The organism is Janthinobacterium aquaticum, assembly GCF_009208565.1.
Classification (GTDB): domain Bacteria; phylum Pseudomonadota; class Gammaproteobacteria; order Burkholderiales; family Burkholderiaceae_D; genus Janthinobacterium.
Window position 1 is genome coordinate 136983 of record NZ_WFLK01000010.1, and the last position, 18725, is coordinate 155707.

11 protein-coding genes and 1 pseudogene are annotated in these 18725 nt (G+C 60.9%); 6 read left to right on the forward strand and 6 right to left on the reverse strand.

From position 1 onward, the window contains the following. Positions 1-13: 13 nt before the first annotated feature. Genes GCM43_RS16600 through tssF form a run of 3 tightly spaced genes read right to left on the reverse strand, consistent with a single transcriptional unit; the run spans position 14 to position 5641 of the window. The gene (locus tag GCM43_RS16600; protein ID WP_152246239.1) at positions 14-2755 is read right to left on the reverse strand and encodes a type VI secretion system Vgr family protein; all 2742 of its coding nucleotides are present in this window, start codon (positions 2753-2755) and stop codon (positions 14-16) included. A 37-nt stretch (positions 2756-2792) separates the two neighbouring features. Further along, a complete protein-coding gene (gene tssG, locus GCM43_RS16605; RefSeq protein ID WP_193315646.1) occupies positions 2793-3848 on the reverse strand; it encodes a type VI secretion system baseplate subunit TssG in 1056 nt (351 codons plus the stop codon). Beyond that, positions 3809-5641 carry a type VI secretion system baseplate subunit TssF gene (gene tssF / locus GCM43_RS16610; protein ID WP_152246243.1) on the reverse strand — a complete coding sequence of 611 codons (1833 nt, stop codon included), beginning with the start codon at positions 5639-5641 and terminating at the stop codon, positions 3809-3811. The genes tssG and tssF overlap by 40 nt, the downstream gene beginning before the upstream one ends. 231 nt (positions 5642-5872) lie before the next feature. On the opposite strand from tssF, the gene GCM43_RS16615 reads away from it, so the two are divergent. Both GCM43_RS16615 and GCM43_RS16620 read left to right on the forward strand, forming a co-directional pair. After that, positions 5873-8107: a serine/threonine-protein kinase gene (locus GCM43_RS16615; RefSeq protein ID WP_152246245.1), complete on the forward strand. Its 2235-nt coding sequence runs from the start codon at positions 5873-5875 to the stop codon at positions 8105-8107. Between the two features lie 5 nt (positions 8108-8112). Continuing rightward, positions 8113-8670 carry a hypothetical protein gene (locus GCM43_RS16620; protein ID WP_152246247.1) on the forward strand — a complete coding sequence of 186 codons (558 nt, stop codon included), beginning with the start codon at positions 8113-8115 and terminating at the stop codon, positions 8668-8670. A 67-nt stretch (positions 8671-8737) separates the two neighbouring features. Here GCM43_RS16620 and GCM43_RS16625 read toward each other — a convergent pair whose 3' ends face one another. After that, positions 8738-10570, reverse strand: a complete 1833-nt coding sequence (locus GCM43_RS16625) for a sensor domain-containing phosphodiesterase (RefSeq protein WP_152246249.1) — start codon at positions 10568-10570, stop codon at positions 8738-8740. Between the two features lie 324 nt (positions 10571-10894). Here GCM43_RS16625 and GCM43_RS16630 point away from each other — a divergent pair, with 324 nt between their 5' ends. Then, positions 10895-12052, forward strand: a complete 1158-nt coding sequence (locus tag GCM43_RS16630) for a YbfB/YjiJ family MFS transporter (protein ID WP_226929522.1) — start codon at positions 10895-10897, stop codon at positions 12050-12052. Between the two features lie 13 nt (positions 12053-12065). On the opposite strand, the pseudogene GCM43_RS16635 reads toward GCM43_RS16630, so the two are convergent. Further along, a pseudogene (locus GCM43_RS16635) lies at positions 12066-12520 on the reverse strand (aldo/keto reductase). Between the two features lie 234 nt (positions 12521-12754). On the opposite strand from GCM43_RS16635, the gene mutS reads away from it, so the two are divergent. Next, a complete protein-coding gene (gene mutS / locus GCM43_RS16640) occupies positions 12755-15418 on the forward strand; it encodes a DNA mismatch repair protein MutS (RefSeq protein WP_152246403.1) in 2664 nt (887 codons plus the stop codon). Further along, entirely contained in the window at positions 15415-16395 is a 981-nt protein-coding gene (locus GCM43_RS16645) for a hypothetical protein (protein WP_152246251.1), read from the forward strand. Before mutS ends, GCM43_RS16645 begins: the two co-directional genes overlap by 4 nt. A 429-nt stretch (positions 16396-16824) precedes the next feature. Here the strand turns inward: GCM43_RS16645 and GCM43_RS16650 are convergent, their stop codons facing one another. Beyond that, on the reverse strand, positions 16825-17373 hold the full coding sequence (locus tag GCM43_RS16650; RefSeq protein WP_152246253.1) for an FKBP-type peptidyl-prolyl cis-trans isomerase: 549 nt from the start codon (positions 17371-17373) through the stop codon (positions 16825-16827). Positions 17374-17466: 93 nt separating this feature from the next. Between GCM43_RS16650 and GCM43_RS16655 the strand changes: the two genes are divergently transcribed. Beyond that, positions 17467-18591: a cupin domain-containing protein gene (locus tag GCM43_RS16655; RefSeq protein ID WP_152246255.1), complete on the forward strand. Its 1125-nt coding sequence runs from the start codon at positions 17467-17469 to the stop codon at positions 18589-18591. The last annotated feature ends 134 nt before the right edge of the window (positions 18592-18725 follow it).

The window sequence follows — 18725 nt, forward strand, 5'->3', positions numbered from 1 at the left end:
CCATAAAAATGCCTCAGGAACGGCGGCGGAAGAAAAACCCTTTCAACCGTTGCAAATGGTCCGCCATCAGTTGCGGACCACGGCCATCGGCATCGCTTTTGCCCGCAACGGGGCTGTCGCCTTCGCGCTCGATATGCACGTCCACGCCCTCGACCGGCATGCCATCGCTGGCGCGCAACAGGCGCGGCACGCGGCCCAGGTCGCCAGCATCAAAGGTGGGCAGTTCGGCCTTCTGGCTGGCCGGACCGTTCCAGTGATGGGCGGCGGTCCGGATCGTCAGCGCCCCCGGGCCGCCCAACTCGACACTACCGCCGGACAACTTCAGATAGGCGCCGCCGGTAGTCATCAAAGTGATGTCGTCCTGCGCCATGCCGACCAGGCGCGTGCCGGCAGACAAGCGGATTTCCTTGGCAGCATCGGCCTGCAGCAGGTCATGCTGGCTTTGCAGCAAAAACTTGCCATGGTGGGCGATCTGCACGATGCCGTCCTCGTGCGCAAACAGCGAGATGCCCTTGCCGGCATTGACGTTGCAGCGCCGGGCGGCAGTCAGCTGCAGATGCTGCTGGGCCACCAGGTCGATATTTTCACCGGCATGCGCGGCGATGGTGTTGGGCGTGCCCAGCGCCAGGCCATCGGGCGCGGTGATGACGATCACGGGCTGGTCGGCGGCCAGCGCTTCGGCCAGCCTGGCGCTGGCATCGGCGTCGTGGGCCAGCGCCTGATGCTGCGCAGCATAGTCGCCCAGCGACCTCGATAAATCCAGGCATTCTTTGGCCAGTGCGCGATGCTCGCTGCTATCGAGCTGGGTGCCGCTGGCCCCCACCCGCTTCCAGGCAGAAATCAACAAGGAGCGCGCCGTGCGTACGCTGCCGCTGGCGTCGCTGCGCAACTCGAAGCCGTCACCGCGCTGGCGGCCGGCGCCGTCCACGCGCGGCGTCACCAGATAGCCAAGATTGAGCTGACTGGCCGCATGGTCGCTGGCCAGTTGCGCGCTGATCTGGCCTGGCGTGTCATCCAGGCACAACTGGTTGCCGCGCGCGCCCCTGACCTCGCGGCTACGCAGGCCGGCCAGATAGCGGTTGCCGGGCAGGCCGCCAAGGCGGCTCAGACCGGGCGGCGCAGCCGGTGCGTTATACAGCTGGCCGATGATGATCGGCCGGTCCGGGTCGCCACCAAGAAAGTCGACCAGCACTTCGCTGCCGATGCGTGGCAACGTCACGCTGCCGCATTGCCCACCGGCGCTCATGTCCGGGCCATTGCCGGCCCAGCTCGACGCTACCCGCACCCAGGCCGAATCACGCTCGCTGTCGGACGCACCGGAGCCATAGGCATGTGCATGGTCGGATGCGCGGGTGGCAACAAAGCGCACCTTGACGCGGCCCTGCGCATCGCAATGCACTTCTTCATTCTCCGGCCCGACCACCAGCGCGCTTTGCAGCCGCACCATCGGCAGATCGCTGCGCGGGTCGTAATCTGGCACGATATCGATGCCGCGCCGCACGCACGTAAAACGGTTGCGGTAACGCAAAGGCTGGCCATCATCGGGCGGCACCGCGCTGGCATGCATGTGCCATTGACTCTGCGCAAACAGGCGTTCGATACGGGCATCGAGCGACTTGGGCAGGTTGTTACTGGCCCACCATTCCAGCGCAGTAATGACAAAGCAGCGCTCGTCAGCCGCATGGGTGTCGATCTCGGCGTGCCCCTGCAAGCTGAACCACTGCCCGGCGCAGAAGTCGCGCACGCAGCCTTCGCCCTGGAACTGCTTGCTGTCGAAGTCATGACGCGCCATGGCCGCCTGACCCAGCTGGCGATGGTCGTCGTTGCCGGCGCCGGCTTGCGGCATCTCGACGATATAGTCGTCCAGGCTGGCTGCCAGCCGGTTGCCCAACTCGCCCTGATTTACCGAGCTGACAGTGCGGGTGGCCATGAAATGGGCGCTGCGCGGATGCGCGTCATCCCAGCTATAGCGCTCCAGCTTGCCCGGCTGCAAGCGCCGTATGGCATTCCAGGCAGTAATCGTATCGCGCTCTTCTGTTGCATGATCGCGGTGGTAACGCACCGCGCCGGCAGCGTTCTGCGGCAGGCGGCTAGCGTCGTCAAACAAATGCAGCACCTGCGGCGGCACGCCGTCCGATGCCTCCTTGCCAGCGGAAAAATACCAGGCAATGCCGCGCCGGCGCAGCAGGCGGCGGATAAAGGCAGCGTCCGACTCATTGTGCTGCATGATAAAGTCGCGCAGCGGCTGCTGGCGTGCGGTCAGCGCGGGGTCGACCTGCAGCGCCAGGCTGGCAGCGAGCACGCCATTGCCCTGGCGCCACTCCTCCACCAGCAACTGCACCACTTGCAATTCGCTGCACTGGCGAAACACGCGTGTATTGATGCGCTTTTCCATCAGCGCCAGCGCATCGCGCAGTACCAGCTGATAGGTGGCCAGGCCGCCATCGCTTTGTCCCGCGCACGCTTCGGCCACGATGCCGCAGACGCTGTGCAACTGGCCGCAATCAGTGACGATCTGCAGCTGCGCTGGCACGGCAATAAATTGCTTGAGCGGCAATTGCACCTCGCCCGCCACGCACAAGATGCGGTATTCGACGCCGCCACAAACGGCTTCGCTGCCACTGGCGCGCTGCGGCAGCAGCAAGTCGTCATTAAGGCCATCGGCATAGGCCAGGCGCAGGCGCAATGGCCGGCTGGCCGTAGTCAGCTCTTTTTCCAGCGCCAGCCAGTGCATGAAGTCCTGATCGCCGTCCATGGTTTCTCCTTGTGCATAGAACTATTGCGTCGACCGCTCAGGCCGAACCATCGAAACGCACCAGATAATGCTGGTCGTCCCGATCTTGCGACGACTGGCCTGCCAGCAAAAAAGCCTCGCGCCCAAGGCTGGTGCTGGCGCCCAGCGTGCAACCGGCGATATCCTCGCGGCGCAACATCAGACGCACTTCAATGCTGACCGATGGCAGGCCGAACAAGCCCAGCATCTGCCGCAGCGCCAGCGCGCCAGGATGACCCGGTAAAAAGTCGTTGTATTGCGCGCGCGTCAATGGTCCGAGCACCAGGCGCAGGCGCAGGTCAGCGCGCCGGCATCGCCGGCCCAGCATGGCGCCACCGCCGAGCGGCGCTGCATCGAAAACCAGGCAGGTTCGCTCACGCACGGGGCGCGTAATCCAGGCGCCGACAAACGGTTGCAGCGTTGTCTGCACGCCAAAGTACTCGGCCAGTACCGCCTGCATGGCGCTGGCTGTTACCGGTCGATGGCGCAGCACAGCCGCATAGTGGGCCACCGCATGCGCCGGCAGGCCGCCGCGATCTTGCTCTCGCTTTTGCTCCGGCTCTTGCTCCGGCTTTTGCTCCGGCACCAGCGCGCTGCCGCCAGCAAGCGCCAGTTGCAGTTGCAGATATTCGCCGCCGTGCACGCCATGGCACTCGATACGGTAGCGCGCCCAGCACTGGTAAAACTGTGCCAGCCCCCGCTGTGACAGGCAATCGAGCCAGGCCAGCACGCTTTCGTTGCCGGTCTCGCGCGCATGGCGCAGCAAGGTCACCGTGTCATGCAGCGGCAAGGCGCCATGCACGCCCAGGTAACCGACCATGGCGGCGCGCAGATGCACGACCAGCTCATCATTGTGCTCAAGCCACAGCTGTTCGATCTGCGCCGGCGCAAACGCCAGCGCTGTACTGCCGTGCAGGCGCAGGCAATGCGCAAATGCCTGTGCTTCATCAATATTGTGCTCGCGCAGCCAGGCCAGCAGCAGGCGCAGCGCCTGGAAAAAATCAAAGCGCGATGGCTGGGCCAGCAAACCGGCGATTACGCCAGTGTCTGCTGGCCGTTGCGAGGCTGGCAGCACAGCAGCTCCTTTCCGGTTTGGTGCGACAACACAATCAGGCGGGTAAAGCTGCACAGATGCACATGCAGGGCGAGAAAATGCTCGATGACTTGCGCAAAGACATGCAGGCCGGCGCCTACATAAGCGGTTTCATCAACTGTCAGCAACACGTCGATGCCAAACACCAGCGCGCCGCCCGTTTCGTCCGGCAACCAGGTACTGGCCGGACGCTGGCGCAAGCCCACCATGCCGGCAATCTGGCGCGCTGCGCTGCCAGAACCCGGCAGGTTGTGCAATTCCAGTATCTGCTTAAACAAAGGCAAGCCCTGTTCATTGAGCGATTGATGGTTGAGCGACAGCTGCGCGATCAGGCGCCAGTTGGCGGGCGCACCACCGGCAAAGCGCATGGGTTTGCACGGCTTGCGCAGCAGCCGTACCGGCAAGGCGCTGGCCGCCCCTTCATGGTGCAGGTCGCCACCGGTGGCGCCTCGGGCCAGGCTGCACGGCAGGTCGCGGTTGCTGCAGGTCAAGTTGATCGAAACGGTTTGCGTGCTGTCCTGCAATGACTGCATGTTGCTGTCGACAAAGGCCATGCGCATTTCATAGCCAGGATGGCTGAGCGCCATGGCCTCGTCGCGGCGCACCACCCAGTAGCGGCCAAGGCGCCCGCCAGCCTCGCCATGGCGCATCGAATAGAGCGGGTAGTAGTTTTGCAGCGCACCGCCCTGCCCGCTTTCATTGAGCACGCACACGCTGTCAACGCTGTAAATATCATAACAGTGCGCCTGGCGCACCGACGGTAGCAGCGGATAATCGGCGCTGGTGTGGGTCAGCCGGATAGGGCTGGCCGCCTGGCTGAACAGATTGACCACCGGCGTACATCCAGTTCGCAGATGCTGGCGCGACAAGTGCCGCAAGCCCTGCGCCACTGCCCTGCCGGCATCGGCCAATAGCAGATGCACGGTGCAGCGCTGTGCGCCTGGCGGCAACACGGCCTGCAAAGCGGCAATATCGAGATCGACAAAATTGAACTTATCGGGAAAAGCAAAGTATTCAAGCAATAATCGACAGGCTGCATGCGAGCTGGCTTTGAACGGCAGCAACGCCTCATCGTCGGCAAAACCAACCGGCCGCAGCGGCAACGCACCAAGCAGGCGCCACTGGCGCGTGCCATCGGCCAGCGCGATTTCCACGCAACTGCCACGTGCATGCAACAGCAACGCATCGCGCAAGATCGCGCAAAACGCCGCCTCGCCGTCGAGAAACAGGCGCAGCGCAGGCTGCTTTACCGCCTCAAGCGACGCCGCATTGCCCGCTTCCAGCGTCATGCTGATGGCGCCAGCATGGTCTGGCAGCTGCAGCGATGCTGGTGCATCAAGCACAGCTTGGTAACCCGCCTGCGCAAGCCGCAGCGGCGACACTGTCACGCCATACGCAGTTGTAAATTTGCACACCACGCCCTGCTGCTCGGGCGCATGCATGACCGTGCCACGGGGAATAATCGATGGATCCGGCCCGCCGGCATGGCCATCGGTATCGATACGGGCAATCGCGCAGGACGGAAACGGACGCAGATAGTGTGGGAAATTCACCTCCAGCAGCGTGTCGCTGAACTGGCCGAAGGCATCATCGAGGCGCTTCGCCGTGCGCGCATTGAACATGGCCGTCGCTTGCAGCAAACGCGCCAGTTGCGGATCGGCGCCGTCGGACGCGCCCAGCGCAGCAGCGATGGCCGGATAACGACGGGCAAACTCCTGGTTATGCTCGCCCAGCGTAGCCAGTTCGTGTTCGTAATATCGCAATAAATCGTCCATGCCGGCTCCGGTGCAGCGTACGAGTTTTATTATTGCGTGAGGGAAGACCAACAAAGTTGCGTTTAAACAAGTTAGTGCATTACGGCATGCCAGCTTGCCGTTTTCTACTTCATTTTTTGCTAATAAGAATTGACTTATTTCAAACTATCGTTTTAAATCAGCATGTTACTTTCTATCAATCTTGCTGTTCATCAAGCCTAACGTTCTTGATGCCTGGCAGGATGCCCAGCCATGGAACTGCTCGACGCCCCGCGCCAGCCATTTTTGCAAGACGAGACCATCAGCGAGCACTATGAGGTTCGCCGCCTGCTGGGCGAAGGGGGCTTTGGCCATGTGTTCGAAGCTTGGGATGCCAAGCTGTGCCGCAGCGTGGCGCTCAAGCGCCTGAAACCGCAGGCCGACCTGCAGCATCCTGAAAAACTGATCAAGGAAGCGCGCCTGGCCGCCTCGCTGCGCCATAGCGCCTTTGTGCGCATCTTTTCCATTGACGGCAACGGCCATGGCCAGTCCATCGTGATGGAACTGGTGGAAGGCCAGACGCTGGGGCAGTTCATGCAGGGTGCACCGGTAGCGCTCGACACCGCGCTCGATATCGCCAGCCAGATTGCCGACGCCATGGATGAAGCGCACGCCATGGACCTGGTGCATGGCGACTTGAAACCGTCGAACCTGATGATCGAAGCCGACGGCAAGGTACGCATCCTCGACTTCGGCCTGGCCCGCCAGCTCGACCCGCAGGCAACCCAGACCACCGCGCTGGGCGACCTGCAGGGCACCATTGCCTACATGGCGCCCGAACGCCTGATGGGCCGCCCGCCCGACATGCGCGGCGACATCTATGCGCTGGGCACCATGCTGTATGAAATGCTGGCCGGCCAGCGTCCTTTCTCTCACTTGAACGGCCTGGCCCTGGCCGCCGCGCATATGCAGCCGAACGCCGCCTGGCCGGCGCTGCCGGACACCGTGCCGCCTGCCATCGCTGCACTGGTGCGGTCGATGACGGCGCATGAGCCGGTGGATAGGCCAAGCACTATGGGAGTCATACGCGAAGCGATCGCAGCACACCGCAATGGACTGATATTGGCACCTGCCGTGACCCCGGCACCTGAAACCACATTACCGCCCGTGCCACCCACAGCTGTTTCAATTCGCGTTCCAGTACCGAGCAAGCGCAGTTTGCAAATTGGCGCAGGGATTATGGCGTTGATGTTGTTACTCACTTGGCAATGGTCCAATATAACACCTGCAGTAACAGCTTTGGTCACTGGGGAAAAAGCGCCAGCACCATACTCCGAGGTAGAGAGTATGGCGGCGGGGATGAAAGCATTAAGCACATTTGATCAGGCAGTTTTTCAAAACCAAGCATCAGAATATTTTAGCACTATTCTCAAGCGCAACCCTGAACACGCTGGTGCAAATGCTGGCATCTCGCTGGTATATACACTACGTTACCTTGGCAGTGGCAGAGATCAGACTTGGTTACAACGCGCCGATATTGCGGCTAAGCAGGCACTAATAACAGATGATCAGTTAGCAATGACCCATGTTGCATTAGCTTGGGTAATGGAACATCAAGGCCAACTCACTCAGGCAATGCAGGAGGTTACAATTTCCTTGAATTTAGAACCAAACAATTTTTTTGCCTTGTATGCAAAAGCAAGGTTATTTAATCGCACACAAAAAATAGATTTGGCAAAAGATGTACTCAATAAATCCATAAAAATATATCCCAATAATCGATTTTTTTTATCAATGCTTGCACGTATAAACTACAATCAAGGAAATTACATCGAGGCCGAAAGATTATTTAGAACAGTAATGCTGCTAAATCCAGAGATTCCCGATGTTTATGCACACCTTAGCGCAACACTTGATCGCCTCAATCGCAGCGATGAGGCTCTGCAAGTCCTGCAAAAAGGCTTGCTGATAAATCCAGACTGGGAGCTTTACACCAACCTGGGAAATTCCCTTTTTAATCGCGGCGATTATATAGGAGCAACTCAAGCCTTCAAAAATGCAGTATCAGATAAAAAAGGAAGCCCAAATAACTATTTGCTTTGGGCAAATCTTGCTGATGCTCAGCGCTGGGTTCCTAGCGAAATAGAAAATTCACATAATTCTTACTTGCGCGCCATTAATCTTATAAAATCATCATTTCCAAACATTCCTGATGACGCCCAGATCCATTCCCGCTTCGCCCTTTATTCAGCTTATGTAGGTTTGCATGAAGATGCGCTAAAGCATGTAAAAAATTCTCTAAATCTGGCGCCTAATTTTCCAGACATTAATTTCCGCGCAACACTAACTTATGAATTATTAGGAAAGCGCAACGAAGCAATCGCCGCTCTGGAAAATGCTCTCAAATATGGCTACCCTATAAATTTCATCGAAACGGCACCGGATCTATTGAATTTGAGACGAGATGCTCGCTACCAAAAATTAATTTTAAAAATGGAAAGAAAATAAAATACATGAACTACGAAAAACCTTGGATGAAATTATCTGTTCACTTTGATGCAGATCAAATTACCAATCAACTGGATTACTCGTTTACATCTTGTGATGGCAGCGCTGATCCGCGCCATGGCCCCTATATGGGCGGAGTACGATTTAAGCAAGGTCAGCATGTTTATCTTGATGTTAATTGCTGCGGCTCAAAAGAAAGTGACTTTTCCGGTTTTCAGATCATCGATTGTTGTATCGTCAGCGTGCCGCAGTTGACACAAATTGGCCCAGATCTACCCACGCGCTACTCCATGCCATCACCATTTCTGCAATCAGTAGGTGCAACATACCAGCTGCCACTGGATTTTGAATCGCACTTATTGCCAGACGATCCTGAACTGCCTGGATTGCGTCGTATCCGCCAAGAGTGGAAACATAATCTCGATGTTGGACAAAGCAAAGGCCGATGGGAACTTGCATTTTTTATGACAGTCCGCATCACTCGGGGAGAACAGGATCTGCCAGAATTGCGGGTATTCAGCTTTGACCCTGAAGCATCAGTAGGCGGAAAAGTTGAGATGTAATATACACATGAAATATCTAAAGGCATAAAACACTTAATTACGTGCTTATACAAGCTGGCAACCAAGATTAAATGGCGGTAGCCAGCATCCCAGCCTCAGGCGGCAGTATCTGCCCTCCCGCCAGCAACTGCGCCTGCCCCACCAGCCGGCTGACATACCAGCCGGCAAAATCCACCACCTCGAGCGGGCGCGCAAAGAAGTACCCTTGTGCCTCGTCGCAGCCGGCCTGGCGCAAAAACGCCAGCACGGCGTCGTTTTCCACGCCTTCGGCCACCACCCGGTGGCCCATGTCCTGTGACAGCGCGATCATGGCCCTGACCAGGCATTGCTGGCGCTCGTCATGCTCCAGTTCACGCACGAAGGACTGGTCGATCTTGACCACGTCGGCCGGCATGCGCTGCAGGTAGGCCAGGCTGCTGTAGCCGGTGCCGAAGTCGTCGATCGCCAGGTGCACGCCGGCGGCGGCAATCGTTTCAAGCATGGCGTTGGCCTTGGCTGGCTGCTCCATGATCGCGCTTTCGGTAATTTCCAGCTCCAGACAGTCGTGCGGCAGGCCGCGCGCGTCCAGCGCGGCGACGATGCGCTCGGCCAGGTCCGCCTCGAGCAGGTTGGTGGCCGACACATTGAGCGACAGCTGCAGCGTCAGTCCCTGCTGGCGCCAGGTCTGCTGCTGGTCGAGCGCGGTGTCGATAACCCAGGCGGTGGTGGCCTGCGCCAGGCGCGAGCGCTCGATAAACGGGATGAATTCGGCCGGACCAATGGCGCCCAGCGTCGGGTGGTTCCAGCGCAGCAGCGCTTCGGCGCCCGTACACAGGCCGCTGGCAATATCGATGCGCGGCTGGTACACCAGGCGCAACTGGTCGCCGCTGGCCAGCGCAGCGCTGAAGTCGCCCAGCAAGGTAAAGCGGCGCCGGTACAGACGGTCTTCATGCGCCGAATAGACAGCCACGTGGGCGGCGCGCTCGATGGCGTCCTGTACCGCGCTTTGCGCGCGGCGCAGCACGCTCAGGCAGTCGGCCGAACCAACCTCGAACGGCGCCACGCCCACCGCTGGCGTGGCCACGAAGCTGGTCGTGATGGTGTTGATCGCCCTGGCGATCTTTGCCTCGATCAGCGGCACGCAGACGTCGAGCGTCATCGACGGCGCGGCCAGCAGGGCGAACTGGGTGGTGGCCACCTGATAGACTTTGCGACCCTGGCCCAGTTCCGCCTGGATCCACGCGGCCGTGTCATTGACCAGTTCATCGAGATATACCGGCTCCATGGCGCGCGCCGCGTGCGCCAGCTGCTGCGGCGTGGCCAGGTTGATCAGGATCGCCAGGCCCCATTCGCCGTCGGGCCGCTCCTGCTGCATGTCCTGGAAGTCTTCGATAAACTGGGTACGGTTGGGCAGGCCGCTGACCGGATCGACGCGTCCGATTGCATGCATCATCTCGATCTGCGCCATCACCATGCCGGCCAGGTCGGTCAGGCAGGCCAGTTCCTCTGCCGTGGTTTCGCGCGGTTCGGTGCCCAGCACGCACAGGGCGCCCAGGCAGTGGCCGTCCAGGCTGACCAATGGCGCGCCGGCATAGTAGCGGATGCCGCTGGCAGCGAGCGGACTGTCGCGATAGTCTGAGTCCTGCTGCAAGTCGGCTATCACCAGCACCTCGCGCGTATCGGCCACTTCGCCACAGGGCGCCTGCATGCGCGGGATCGAATCGTGCTCGATGCCCACGCGCGACTTGAACCACTGGCGATCCGCGTCAGTGAGCGAGACGGCGGCAATCGGCAGCTGGAAAAAATGCGCGGCCATGCGCGTGATGCGGTCGAACGCGGCACTGGGCGGGGTGTCGAGCAGCTTGAGCTTGCGCAGCGCCTGCAGGCGGCGCGATTCGGTGAGTTGGCAGGAGATAGTCATGATAGGCGTGCGTTTCCGGCGAAACCAGCGCGATGTTGCCGCTGGCATGTACAACATTTCAACCAAAACAAGTTACTGTGTTGGCGTTGACAACGCGGGGATGCGCTGAGGTTCATCTTACCCCAAAATTATCCCAAGGTAATTTTCCTTATTTAAAAGCAATCAAAAACTGTTGTTATCCGTCTATTTCTCAGCACTGGCGAACGCTGTAACTGCTTGGCCGCCACGCGGCAAAGCTGCGACAATCAGCACACACAATGTCAACCAGCGCCAGATAGCGGAGGCCCTATCGCCACTTCTCAAGTCCCTACCCTGAGGCATCCCGTGGCCATCGCCCTGGCTTTGTCACTGGGCGCGGCCATCGCGCTGGGCCTGTCGCGCTTTTCCTACGGCCTGCTGCTGCCGACCATGCGCGCCGACCTGGGCTGGTCCTACCTGCTGGCCGGCGCCATGAATACCTGGAATGCCTTCGGCTATTTTCTCGGCGCGCTGGCCACGCCGCTGCTGATGCGCCGCTTTGGCGTGTGGCGCATGCTGGTTTTGGCCGCCGTGCTGTCGGGCCTGCTTATGCTGGCCGCCAGCGTGCTGACCGCCACCACTGCCCTGTACGCCCAGCGCGTGTGTGCCGGCATGGCCAGTGCGCTGCTGTTTATCGCCGGCGGCGTGCTGGCGGCGCGTCTGGGCTCGCAGCAAGGCACGCGCGCCGGCCTCTTTATCGGCCTGTATTACGGCGGCACCGGCTTTGGCATCGCGCTGTCGGCGCTGCTGGTGCCAGCCACGCTGGCCTGGGCGCAGGCGTATGGCGCGGCGCATGCCTGGCAGTGGGCCTGGGCCGTACTGGGCGCAGCCTGCCTGCTGGCGGCCCTGGTCATGGCCCGGCCGGCGCGCGCCATCGGCGAGGCCGCGCCCCATGCCGGGGCGCCGCAGCGCTTTGCGCTCAAGGATTTTGCATTTGGCCTGGCCGGCTACTTCATGTTCGGCGTCGGCTATATCGGCTACATGACTTTCGTGATCGCCCTGCTGCGCCAGCAGGGCATGAGCGGCGCCATGGTGACCGTGTTCTATACGCTGCTGGGACTGGCGGTGGTGGCCTCTTCGCGCATCTGGGCGCGCCTGCTCGACAAGTACAAGGGCGGCCAGGCGCTGGCGATATTGAATGCGCTGCTGGGCGCAGCGACCATTGTGCCGGCTTTGAGCGCGTCGGCGCCGCTGGCGTTTATCTCCGGCCTGGTGTTTGGCGCCGTGTTCCTGTCGGCAGTGGCCTCGACCACCGCCATGGTGCGGCACAACCTGCCGCCCAGCGCCTGGACCGCCGGCATCACGGCCTTTACCACCGTCTTTGCGCTGGGCCAGATTGTCGGGCCGACCATCGTCGGCTGGATTTCGGACGGCCCGGCCGGGCTTGAGCGCGGCCTGATTGCATCGGCCATCGCGCTGTTTATCGGCGCGGCGCTGGCGGCGCGGCAAAAAGCGCTGGGCTGACCAGCGTCGGCGCTCAGATATCGACGCGGTACTGGCTGATCTGGCGCACGGCAGCCGGATCGCGGTGCGAGAAGAAACTGCTGGCGCCCGTTTCCAGAGCAGCGATGGCGGCCATGTCTGCCGTCTCGAGGCTGAAGTCGAGCACCGCGATATTTTCAGCCATGCGCTCGCGCCGCGTGGTCTTGGCCAGCGACACCACCTGGCGCTGCACCAGCCAGCGCAGCACTACTTGCGCAACCGATTTGTTATGGCGCGCAGCAATGCCTGCCAGCACCGCGTTCTGGAACAAATCGGGCGGCACCTCGTTAAGGCGATCAGGTCAGGTAGACGGCGGCCGTGTCAAACAGGGTATAGCCGGTCGATGGCGTCGATCACGCTGCGCTCGCATTCGGCTGCATCGGTAATCTGGTAGACGCCAAAGCCCAGCAAAGGCATCTGCACGCCGTTATTCAGTGTGACATATTCCATGAAAACTCCTTCAAGCGTAGACCAATGGGCTGTACTGTAATGCGAACGGCGCGAAAAAGGGTTTTTATGACAATAAATTCATGCTAACGCCCAGTTTGCCGCAGCAATTGGCAGACCTGAACAGTCGGTAATGGTAAAGTGTGGGCCAACTGCGAGTCGTGTGCCCGCTCATCCGGAAAGCACCAGCGATCGCGCGCAAGAACAACCGGACAATACAAAGACTTACCCATGAATATGCAGTCAAATCAAGAGCTTGCCAGTATCACCCGAAGCAAGCTCACGCCCATGATGCAACAATATATGAGCATCAAGGACAACCATCCGACGATGCTGGTTTTCTACCGCATGGGCGACTTTTACGAACTGTTTTTTGACGATGCCGAAAAAGCCGCGCGCCTCTTGGGCATTACGCTGACGGCGCGCGGCGCCAGCAATGGCAATCCGATCAAGATGTGCGGCGTGCCCTTCCATTCGCTCGACGGCTACCTGGCCAAGCTGGTCAAGCTGGGCGAGTCGGTGGCCATCTGCGAGCAGATCGGCGACCCGGCGACCAGCAAGGGGCCGGTCGAGCGCAAGGTGATGCGGGTGGTCACGCCCGGCACGCTGACGGACGCCGACCTGCTGCCGGAAAAAGCCGAGCGCCCTCTTCTTGCGCTGTGCCGCGTCACGCAGCGCAAGACGGTTACGACCGGCCTGGCGTGGCTGTCGCTGGCCAGCGGCGCGTTGAAGCTGATGGAGTTTTCCAGCGACAGCAGCACCGCCGACGCGCGCCTGCAGCAGGAACTCGAACGCATCGTGCCGGCCGAGATTCTCAGTGGCGACACCGGCGACCTGTTTGATGAACATGCACCGTGCCACGTTAACCGCGTACCGGACTGGCATTTTGATGCCGTCAGCGGCCACAAGGCGCTGCTCGACCAACTGGGCGTAGTCACGCTGACCGGCTTTGGCGCCGACGGCCTGGGTGCGGCCTTTGGCGCGGCCGGCGCGCTGCTGCGCTATGCGCAGTCGACCCAGGGACGCGGGCTGCAGCACGTGCGCTCGCTCAGCACCGAAAGTGAAACCGAATTCGTCGGTCTGGATGCGGCTACCCGGCGCAACCTGGAACTGACCGAAACCATCCGCGGCCAGGAGTCGCCCACGCTGTTTTCGCTGCTCGACCATTGCCGCACCGCCATGGGTTCGCGCATGCTGCGCCACTGGCTGCACCATGCGCGGCGCGACCAGGACGTGGCGCGTGCGCGTCACGAAGCCATTGCCCTGCTGGCGCGCAAGGAAGCATCCGGCCCGCTGGCGGCCACGCTGGCACAGGTGCCAGATATCGAGCGCATTACCACCCGCATCGCGCTGCTGTCGGCGCGTCCGCGCGACCTGGCCGCCCTGCGCGACGGCCTGCTGCAACTGCCGCTGCTGCGCGAACAATTGAACCGCTGCTACGGCCAGGGCCTCGGTGGCGAGGACGGCCTGCTGGCGGCCATCCATACCGCACTGGCGACGCCCGAAGCCTGCCTGGATCTGCTGGTGCGCGCCGTGGCGCAGGAGCCGGCCGCGATGGTGCGCGACGGCGGCGTGTTTGCACGCGGCTTTGACGCTGAACTCGATGAGCTGCGCGCGCTGTCGGAAAACGCCGGCCAGTTCCTGGTCGACCTGGAAACGCGCGAACGCGCCCGCACCGGCATTGCCAACCTGCGCGTCGAGTACAACCGCGTGCACGGCTTCTATATTGAAGTCACGCACGGCCAGACCGACAAGGTGCCGGAAGACTACCGCCGCCGCCAGACGCTGAAAAACGCCGAGCGCTACATCACGCCGGAACTGAAGGTGTTCGAAGACAAGGCGCTGTCGGCGCAGGATAAAGCGCTGGTGCGCGAAAAGCTGCTGTACGACCTGTTGCTGGCCGACCTGGCACCGCATATCGGCACGCTGCAGACCATCGCGCAAGGCATGGCGCAACTCGACACGCTCAATGCGCTGACCGAACACGCGCAGCAGCACAACTGGGTCGCGCCGCAGCTGGTGGCCGAGCCGTGCATCAATATCGTCGAAGGCCGCCATCCGGTGGTGGAAAAGCAGATCGAGCGCTTTATCGCCAACGACTGCCGCTTCGTCAACGAACGCCGCCTGCTGTTAATTACCGGTCCGAACATGGGCGGTAAGTCGACCTTCATGCGCCAGGTTGCACTGATTACCCTGCTGGCCTACGTGGGCAGCTACGTGCCGGCCACCAGCGCCACCATTGGCCCGATCGACCGCATCTTCACGCGTATCGGCGCCACCGACGACCTGGCCGGCGGACGCTCGACCTTCATGGTGGAGATGACCGAGTCGGCCACCATTTTGAATGGCGCCACCGAGCATTCACTGGTGCTGATGGACGAAGTGGGCCGCGGCACATCGACCTTCGACGGCCTGGCGCTGGCATGGGCGATTGCGCGCCACCTGATCGAGCAAAGCCGCAGCTTCACGCTGTTTGCCACCCACTACTTCGAGCTCACGCAGCTGCCCGACAGCTTCCCGAGCGCCGCCAACGTGCACCTGTCGGCGGTCGAACACAAGGACAGCATCGTGTTCCTGCATGCGGTACAGGCCGGCCCGGCTTCGCAAAGCTACGGCTTGCAGGTAGCGCAGCTGGCCGGCGTGCCGCAACCGGTGATCAAGGCGGCGCGCAAGCATCTGGCGCGCCTGGAATCGCAGGCACTCGACGCTACGCCGCAGCGCGACCTGTTTGCCCAGCAGGTGGCCGATCCCTATGCGCAGGAGGAAGAGCAGGCGCCGCCGGCGTTAAGCGACGCGCAGCAGGCGCTGCTCGACGCGGTGGCCGAACTGGATCCCGACGCGCTGTCGCCGCGCGAGGCGCTCGAACAGTTGTATCAGTTGAAGAAGCTGGCCAACGCATGACGCTACTGCGCCGCATCGCGCGCCTGTCGCTGCTGGCGGCCTGCCTGCACGCGCCCGCGGCAGTCGCGGCGGCCAGCTTCGAGTTTGCCGTACTGGCACACTCGTTCAAGGCCGGACCCGATGATGCGCCGCTAAAAAAAGCGCTGGCTGGCGCCAACGGCCAGCATGCGGCCTTCGTGGTAGCGACCGGCATCAAGGCCTCCAGCGAAGCGTGCAGCGACAAGCTGTATGGCCAGCGCAAGGACATGTTTGAAGCGTCCGGCGCGCCGCTGATCGTCTCGCTGTCGGCCAGCGACTGGTCGAACTGCCGCAATTCGCGCGGGCGCGTCAACGCCATCGAGCGCCTGAACCGCCTGCGCGACGTGTATTTTGGCGACAACCAGAGCCTGGGCCAGCGCAAGCTGGCCGTCACGCGACTGTCGTCGACGGCCAAGTTTCGCAGCTATGCGGAAAACGCCCACTGGGAATACGGCGGCGTGCTGTTTGCCACCGTCAACCTGCCCGCCAATAACAACCACTTCCTGCCCGAAGCGGGCCGCAACAGCGAGTTCGAGGACCGGCTGGTAGCCAACCGCGCCTGGCTACAGCGCCTGTTCGCGATGGCCCACAGCAAAAAGCTCGACGGCATCGTGCTGTTTTCCGATGGCGACATCGGCATCGAACACGAAGAAGAAAGCTCACTGCTGCCCAGCTTCAGCTCGAAGCAGGACGGCTTTGCCAGCCCGCGCAAGCAGATCCGGCTGCTGGCCAAGAAATTCGGCGGCAAAGTGCTGCTGGTCGACACCGACACGGGCGGCAAGCCGGAACCCCGCAAAGGCAAGCCAGCCACGGCCACCGATGCGCAGATCAGCTGGAAGGCCAACCTGGGCCATGTCAGCATCGGCAATGACTGGGCCGTGATTGGCGTTAGCCACAGCAAAGCCCCGCTGTTTGAAGTCAAACCGCGCGATGGTCGCGGCGCATTGCAGGGCAAATAAGGCGCGGCTTGACAGATATCCAGTTTTATTTTTGCCGGGGGGGCCTGCGCATGAGCTGGCGCACAGCGGTTCATCCCGCATGCGCGGGGAACACCTGACTACGCTCCGACCTACCTGGCCGAATGACGGAAAAGATAAACAAGAAGCCAGAGCGACATTGACCAATGCGATATGCCGACCACGGATGAGGTCGTGTCGCAATGGCAGAACTGACCCTAATGCCGCTAAGTTAAGAGGATGGTAGGTCGGATTAGCGTAGCGTAATCCGACAATTGGCAGCTAATATTGTCGGATTACGCCGCTACGCGGCTAATCCGACCTACTTGGTTTGCCAGGAGTTTTCCTTAACTTAGCGGCATTAAGACCTGACCCCGCTTTGTTACGACACCTGAACCAGCCGCAGAGGACCGGGTCAGGCGTCATTATCCATTAATGGATTGGGTGGGTGCGGAAGTGATCGCCTTCGTCGCCTTCGTCACCTTCATCGTCGCCGTGGTGGTGGCCATGGGCGCCGTGCACGTGGCCGTGGGCGATTTCTTCTTCGGTGGCGGCGCGCACGTCGGCCACCGTCAGTTCGAAGCGCAGTGCGATGCCGGCCAGCGGATGATTGCCGTCCAGTACCACTTTGTCGTCAGCGATATCGGTGACGGTAAAGATCATGGCTTCTTCGTCGCCCGAATCGCTTTCCGGCATGCCTTCGAACTGCATGCCCACTTCCAGCGGCTCTGGCAAGCGGTTGCGCGGCTCGACCTTGACCAGGGCAGGATCGTATTCGCCGAAAGCATCGTCCGGTTCGATCTGGATCGTATTCGAGTAGCCGACTTCCTTGCCGTCGAGTTCTTCTTCGATCTTCGGCAGGGTGTTTTCATAATCACCGTGCAGGTAGACCATCGGCTGGCGGCCGTCTTCGATCAGATTGTCCTGCGCGTCCGACAGCTTGTAGTTGACGGTTACGACGGTATTTTTGGCAATCTTCATTATGCTTCCTTTCAATGTATAAGCTGCTAAATTATACCTTTACGCCGCCTGCGGCATGCGCATTCCTGCGTTGCCGGTTGTTATAATGGGCGCATGAAAAAATTAACTCTCCTGGGCGACATCACGCCGGCGCAATTCCTGCGCGACTACTGGCATAAAAAACCCCTGCTGATCCGTCAGGCCGTGCCTGGCTTCAAGGCGCTGCTGGACTTCAAGCAACTGGCCGAACTGGCCAAGCTCGACCATGTTGAATCGCGTCTGGTCAGCCAGATCGACGGCCACTGGGCGATGCAGCAAGGTCCGCTGGACAACTTGCCCTCGCTGAAACAAAAAAACTGGAGCCTGCTGGTGCAAGGCGCCAATCTGCACAGCGCCGAGGCCGATGCGCTGCTGCGCCAGTTCCGTTTCCTGCCCGACGCGCGGCTGGACGACCTGATGGTCAGCTTTGCCACCGATGGCGGCGGCGTCGGACCGCATTTCGACTCCTATGACGTGTTCCTGCTGCAAGGCCAGGGCAAGCGCCACTGGCGCATCGGCGCGCAGAAAGACCTGAGCCTGATCGACGGCCTGCCGCTGAAAATCCTCAGCAACTTCGTGCCGGACGAAGAGTTCACGCTCGAGCCGGGCGACATGCTGTACCTGCCGCCCCACTACGCGCACGACGGCGTGGCCATCGGCGACTGCCAGACCTATTCGATCGGTTTCCGTTCGCCGTCGTTCCAGGAACTGGGCGAAGCGTTCCTGCAGTTCATGGCCGATTCGATCGACCTGCCTGGCATGTACAGCGACCCCGACCTGAAGGCATCGAACCGCCCGGCGGAAATTCCACGCGAGATGCTCTCCGTGATTACTGAAGAAATGAACAAGGTGCGCTTTACGGAAGAAGACGTCACTATCTTCCTCGGTGAGCACCTGTCCGAACCCAAGCACAATGTCTTCTTTGCACCGCTGGCCAAGCCGCTGACGGTAGGCCGCTTTACCGATGCTGCGCAGAAAAAAGGTGTCGTGCTGTCGCGCAAGACGCTGATGCTCTACCGCGGCAAGAACGTGTTTATCAATGGTGAATCGTTTGCTGTCGGCCGCGCCGACAAAGCCGCACTGGAAACGCTGGCCGATGAGCGCGCGCTCGACGGCGAAGGCGTGGCGCAGGCCTCGGAAGACGTGATGGAAGCGTTGTACACCTGGTATCAGGATGGCTGGATCGAATTGCCTAAATAACGCATTGCAGCAAATGTATTTAGATAAAAACTATAAATGAATGTTCTGCGCCAGCGCAAAGAAAAGTGTGTTTTTAATATCGCTTTGACGCGCTTGCGCAGAACACTTACACTTGCTTGCAATTTGCTTTGGCA

Coding starts and splice junctions, on each gene's coding strand:
- GCM43_RS16600 (WP_152246239.1), bottom strand. CDS start 2,755: ATGGACGGCGATCAGGACTTCATGCACTGGCTGGCGCTGGAAAAAGAG.
- tssF (WP_152246243.1), bottom strand. CDS start 5,641: ATGGACGATTTATTGCGATATTACGAACACGAACTGGCTACGCTGGGC.
- GCM43_RS16615 (WP_152246245.1), top strand. CDS start 5,873: ATGGAACTGCTCGACGCCCCGCGCCAGCCATTTTTGCAAGACGAGACC.
- GCM43_RS16620 (WP_152246247.1), top strand. CDS start 8,113: ATGAACTACGAAAAACCTTGGATGAAATTATCTGTTCACTTTGATGCA.
- GCM43_RS16625 (WP_152246249.1), bottom strand. CDS start 10,570: ATGACTATCTCCTGCCAACTCACCGAATCGCGCCGCCTGCAGGCGCTG.
- mutS (WP_152246403.1), top strand. CDS start 12,755: ATGCAGTCAAATCAAGAGCTTGCCAGTATCACCCGAAGCAAGCTCACG.
- GCM43_RS16645 (WP_152246251.1), top strand. CDS start 15,415: ATGACGCTACTGCGCCGCATCGCGCGCCTGTCGCTGCTGGCGGCCTGC.
- GCM43_RS16650 (WP_152246253.1), bottom strand. CDS start 17,373: ATGAAGATTGCCAAAAATACCGTCGTAACCGTCAACTACAAGCTGTCG.
- GCM43_RS16655 (WP_152246255.1), top strand. CDS start 17,467: ATGAAAAAATTAACTCTCCTGGGCGACATCACGCCGGCGCAATTCCTG.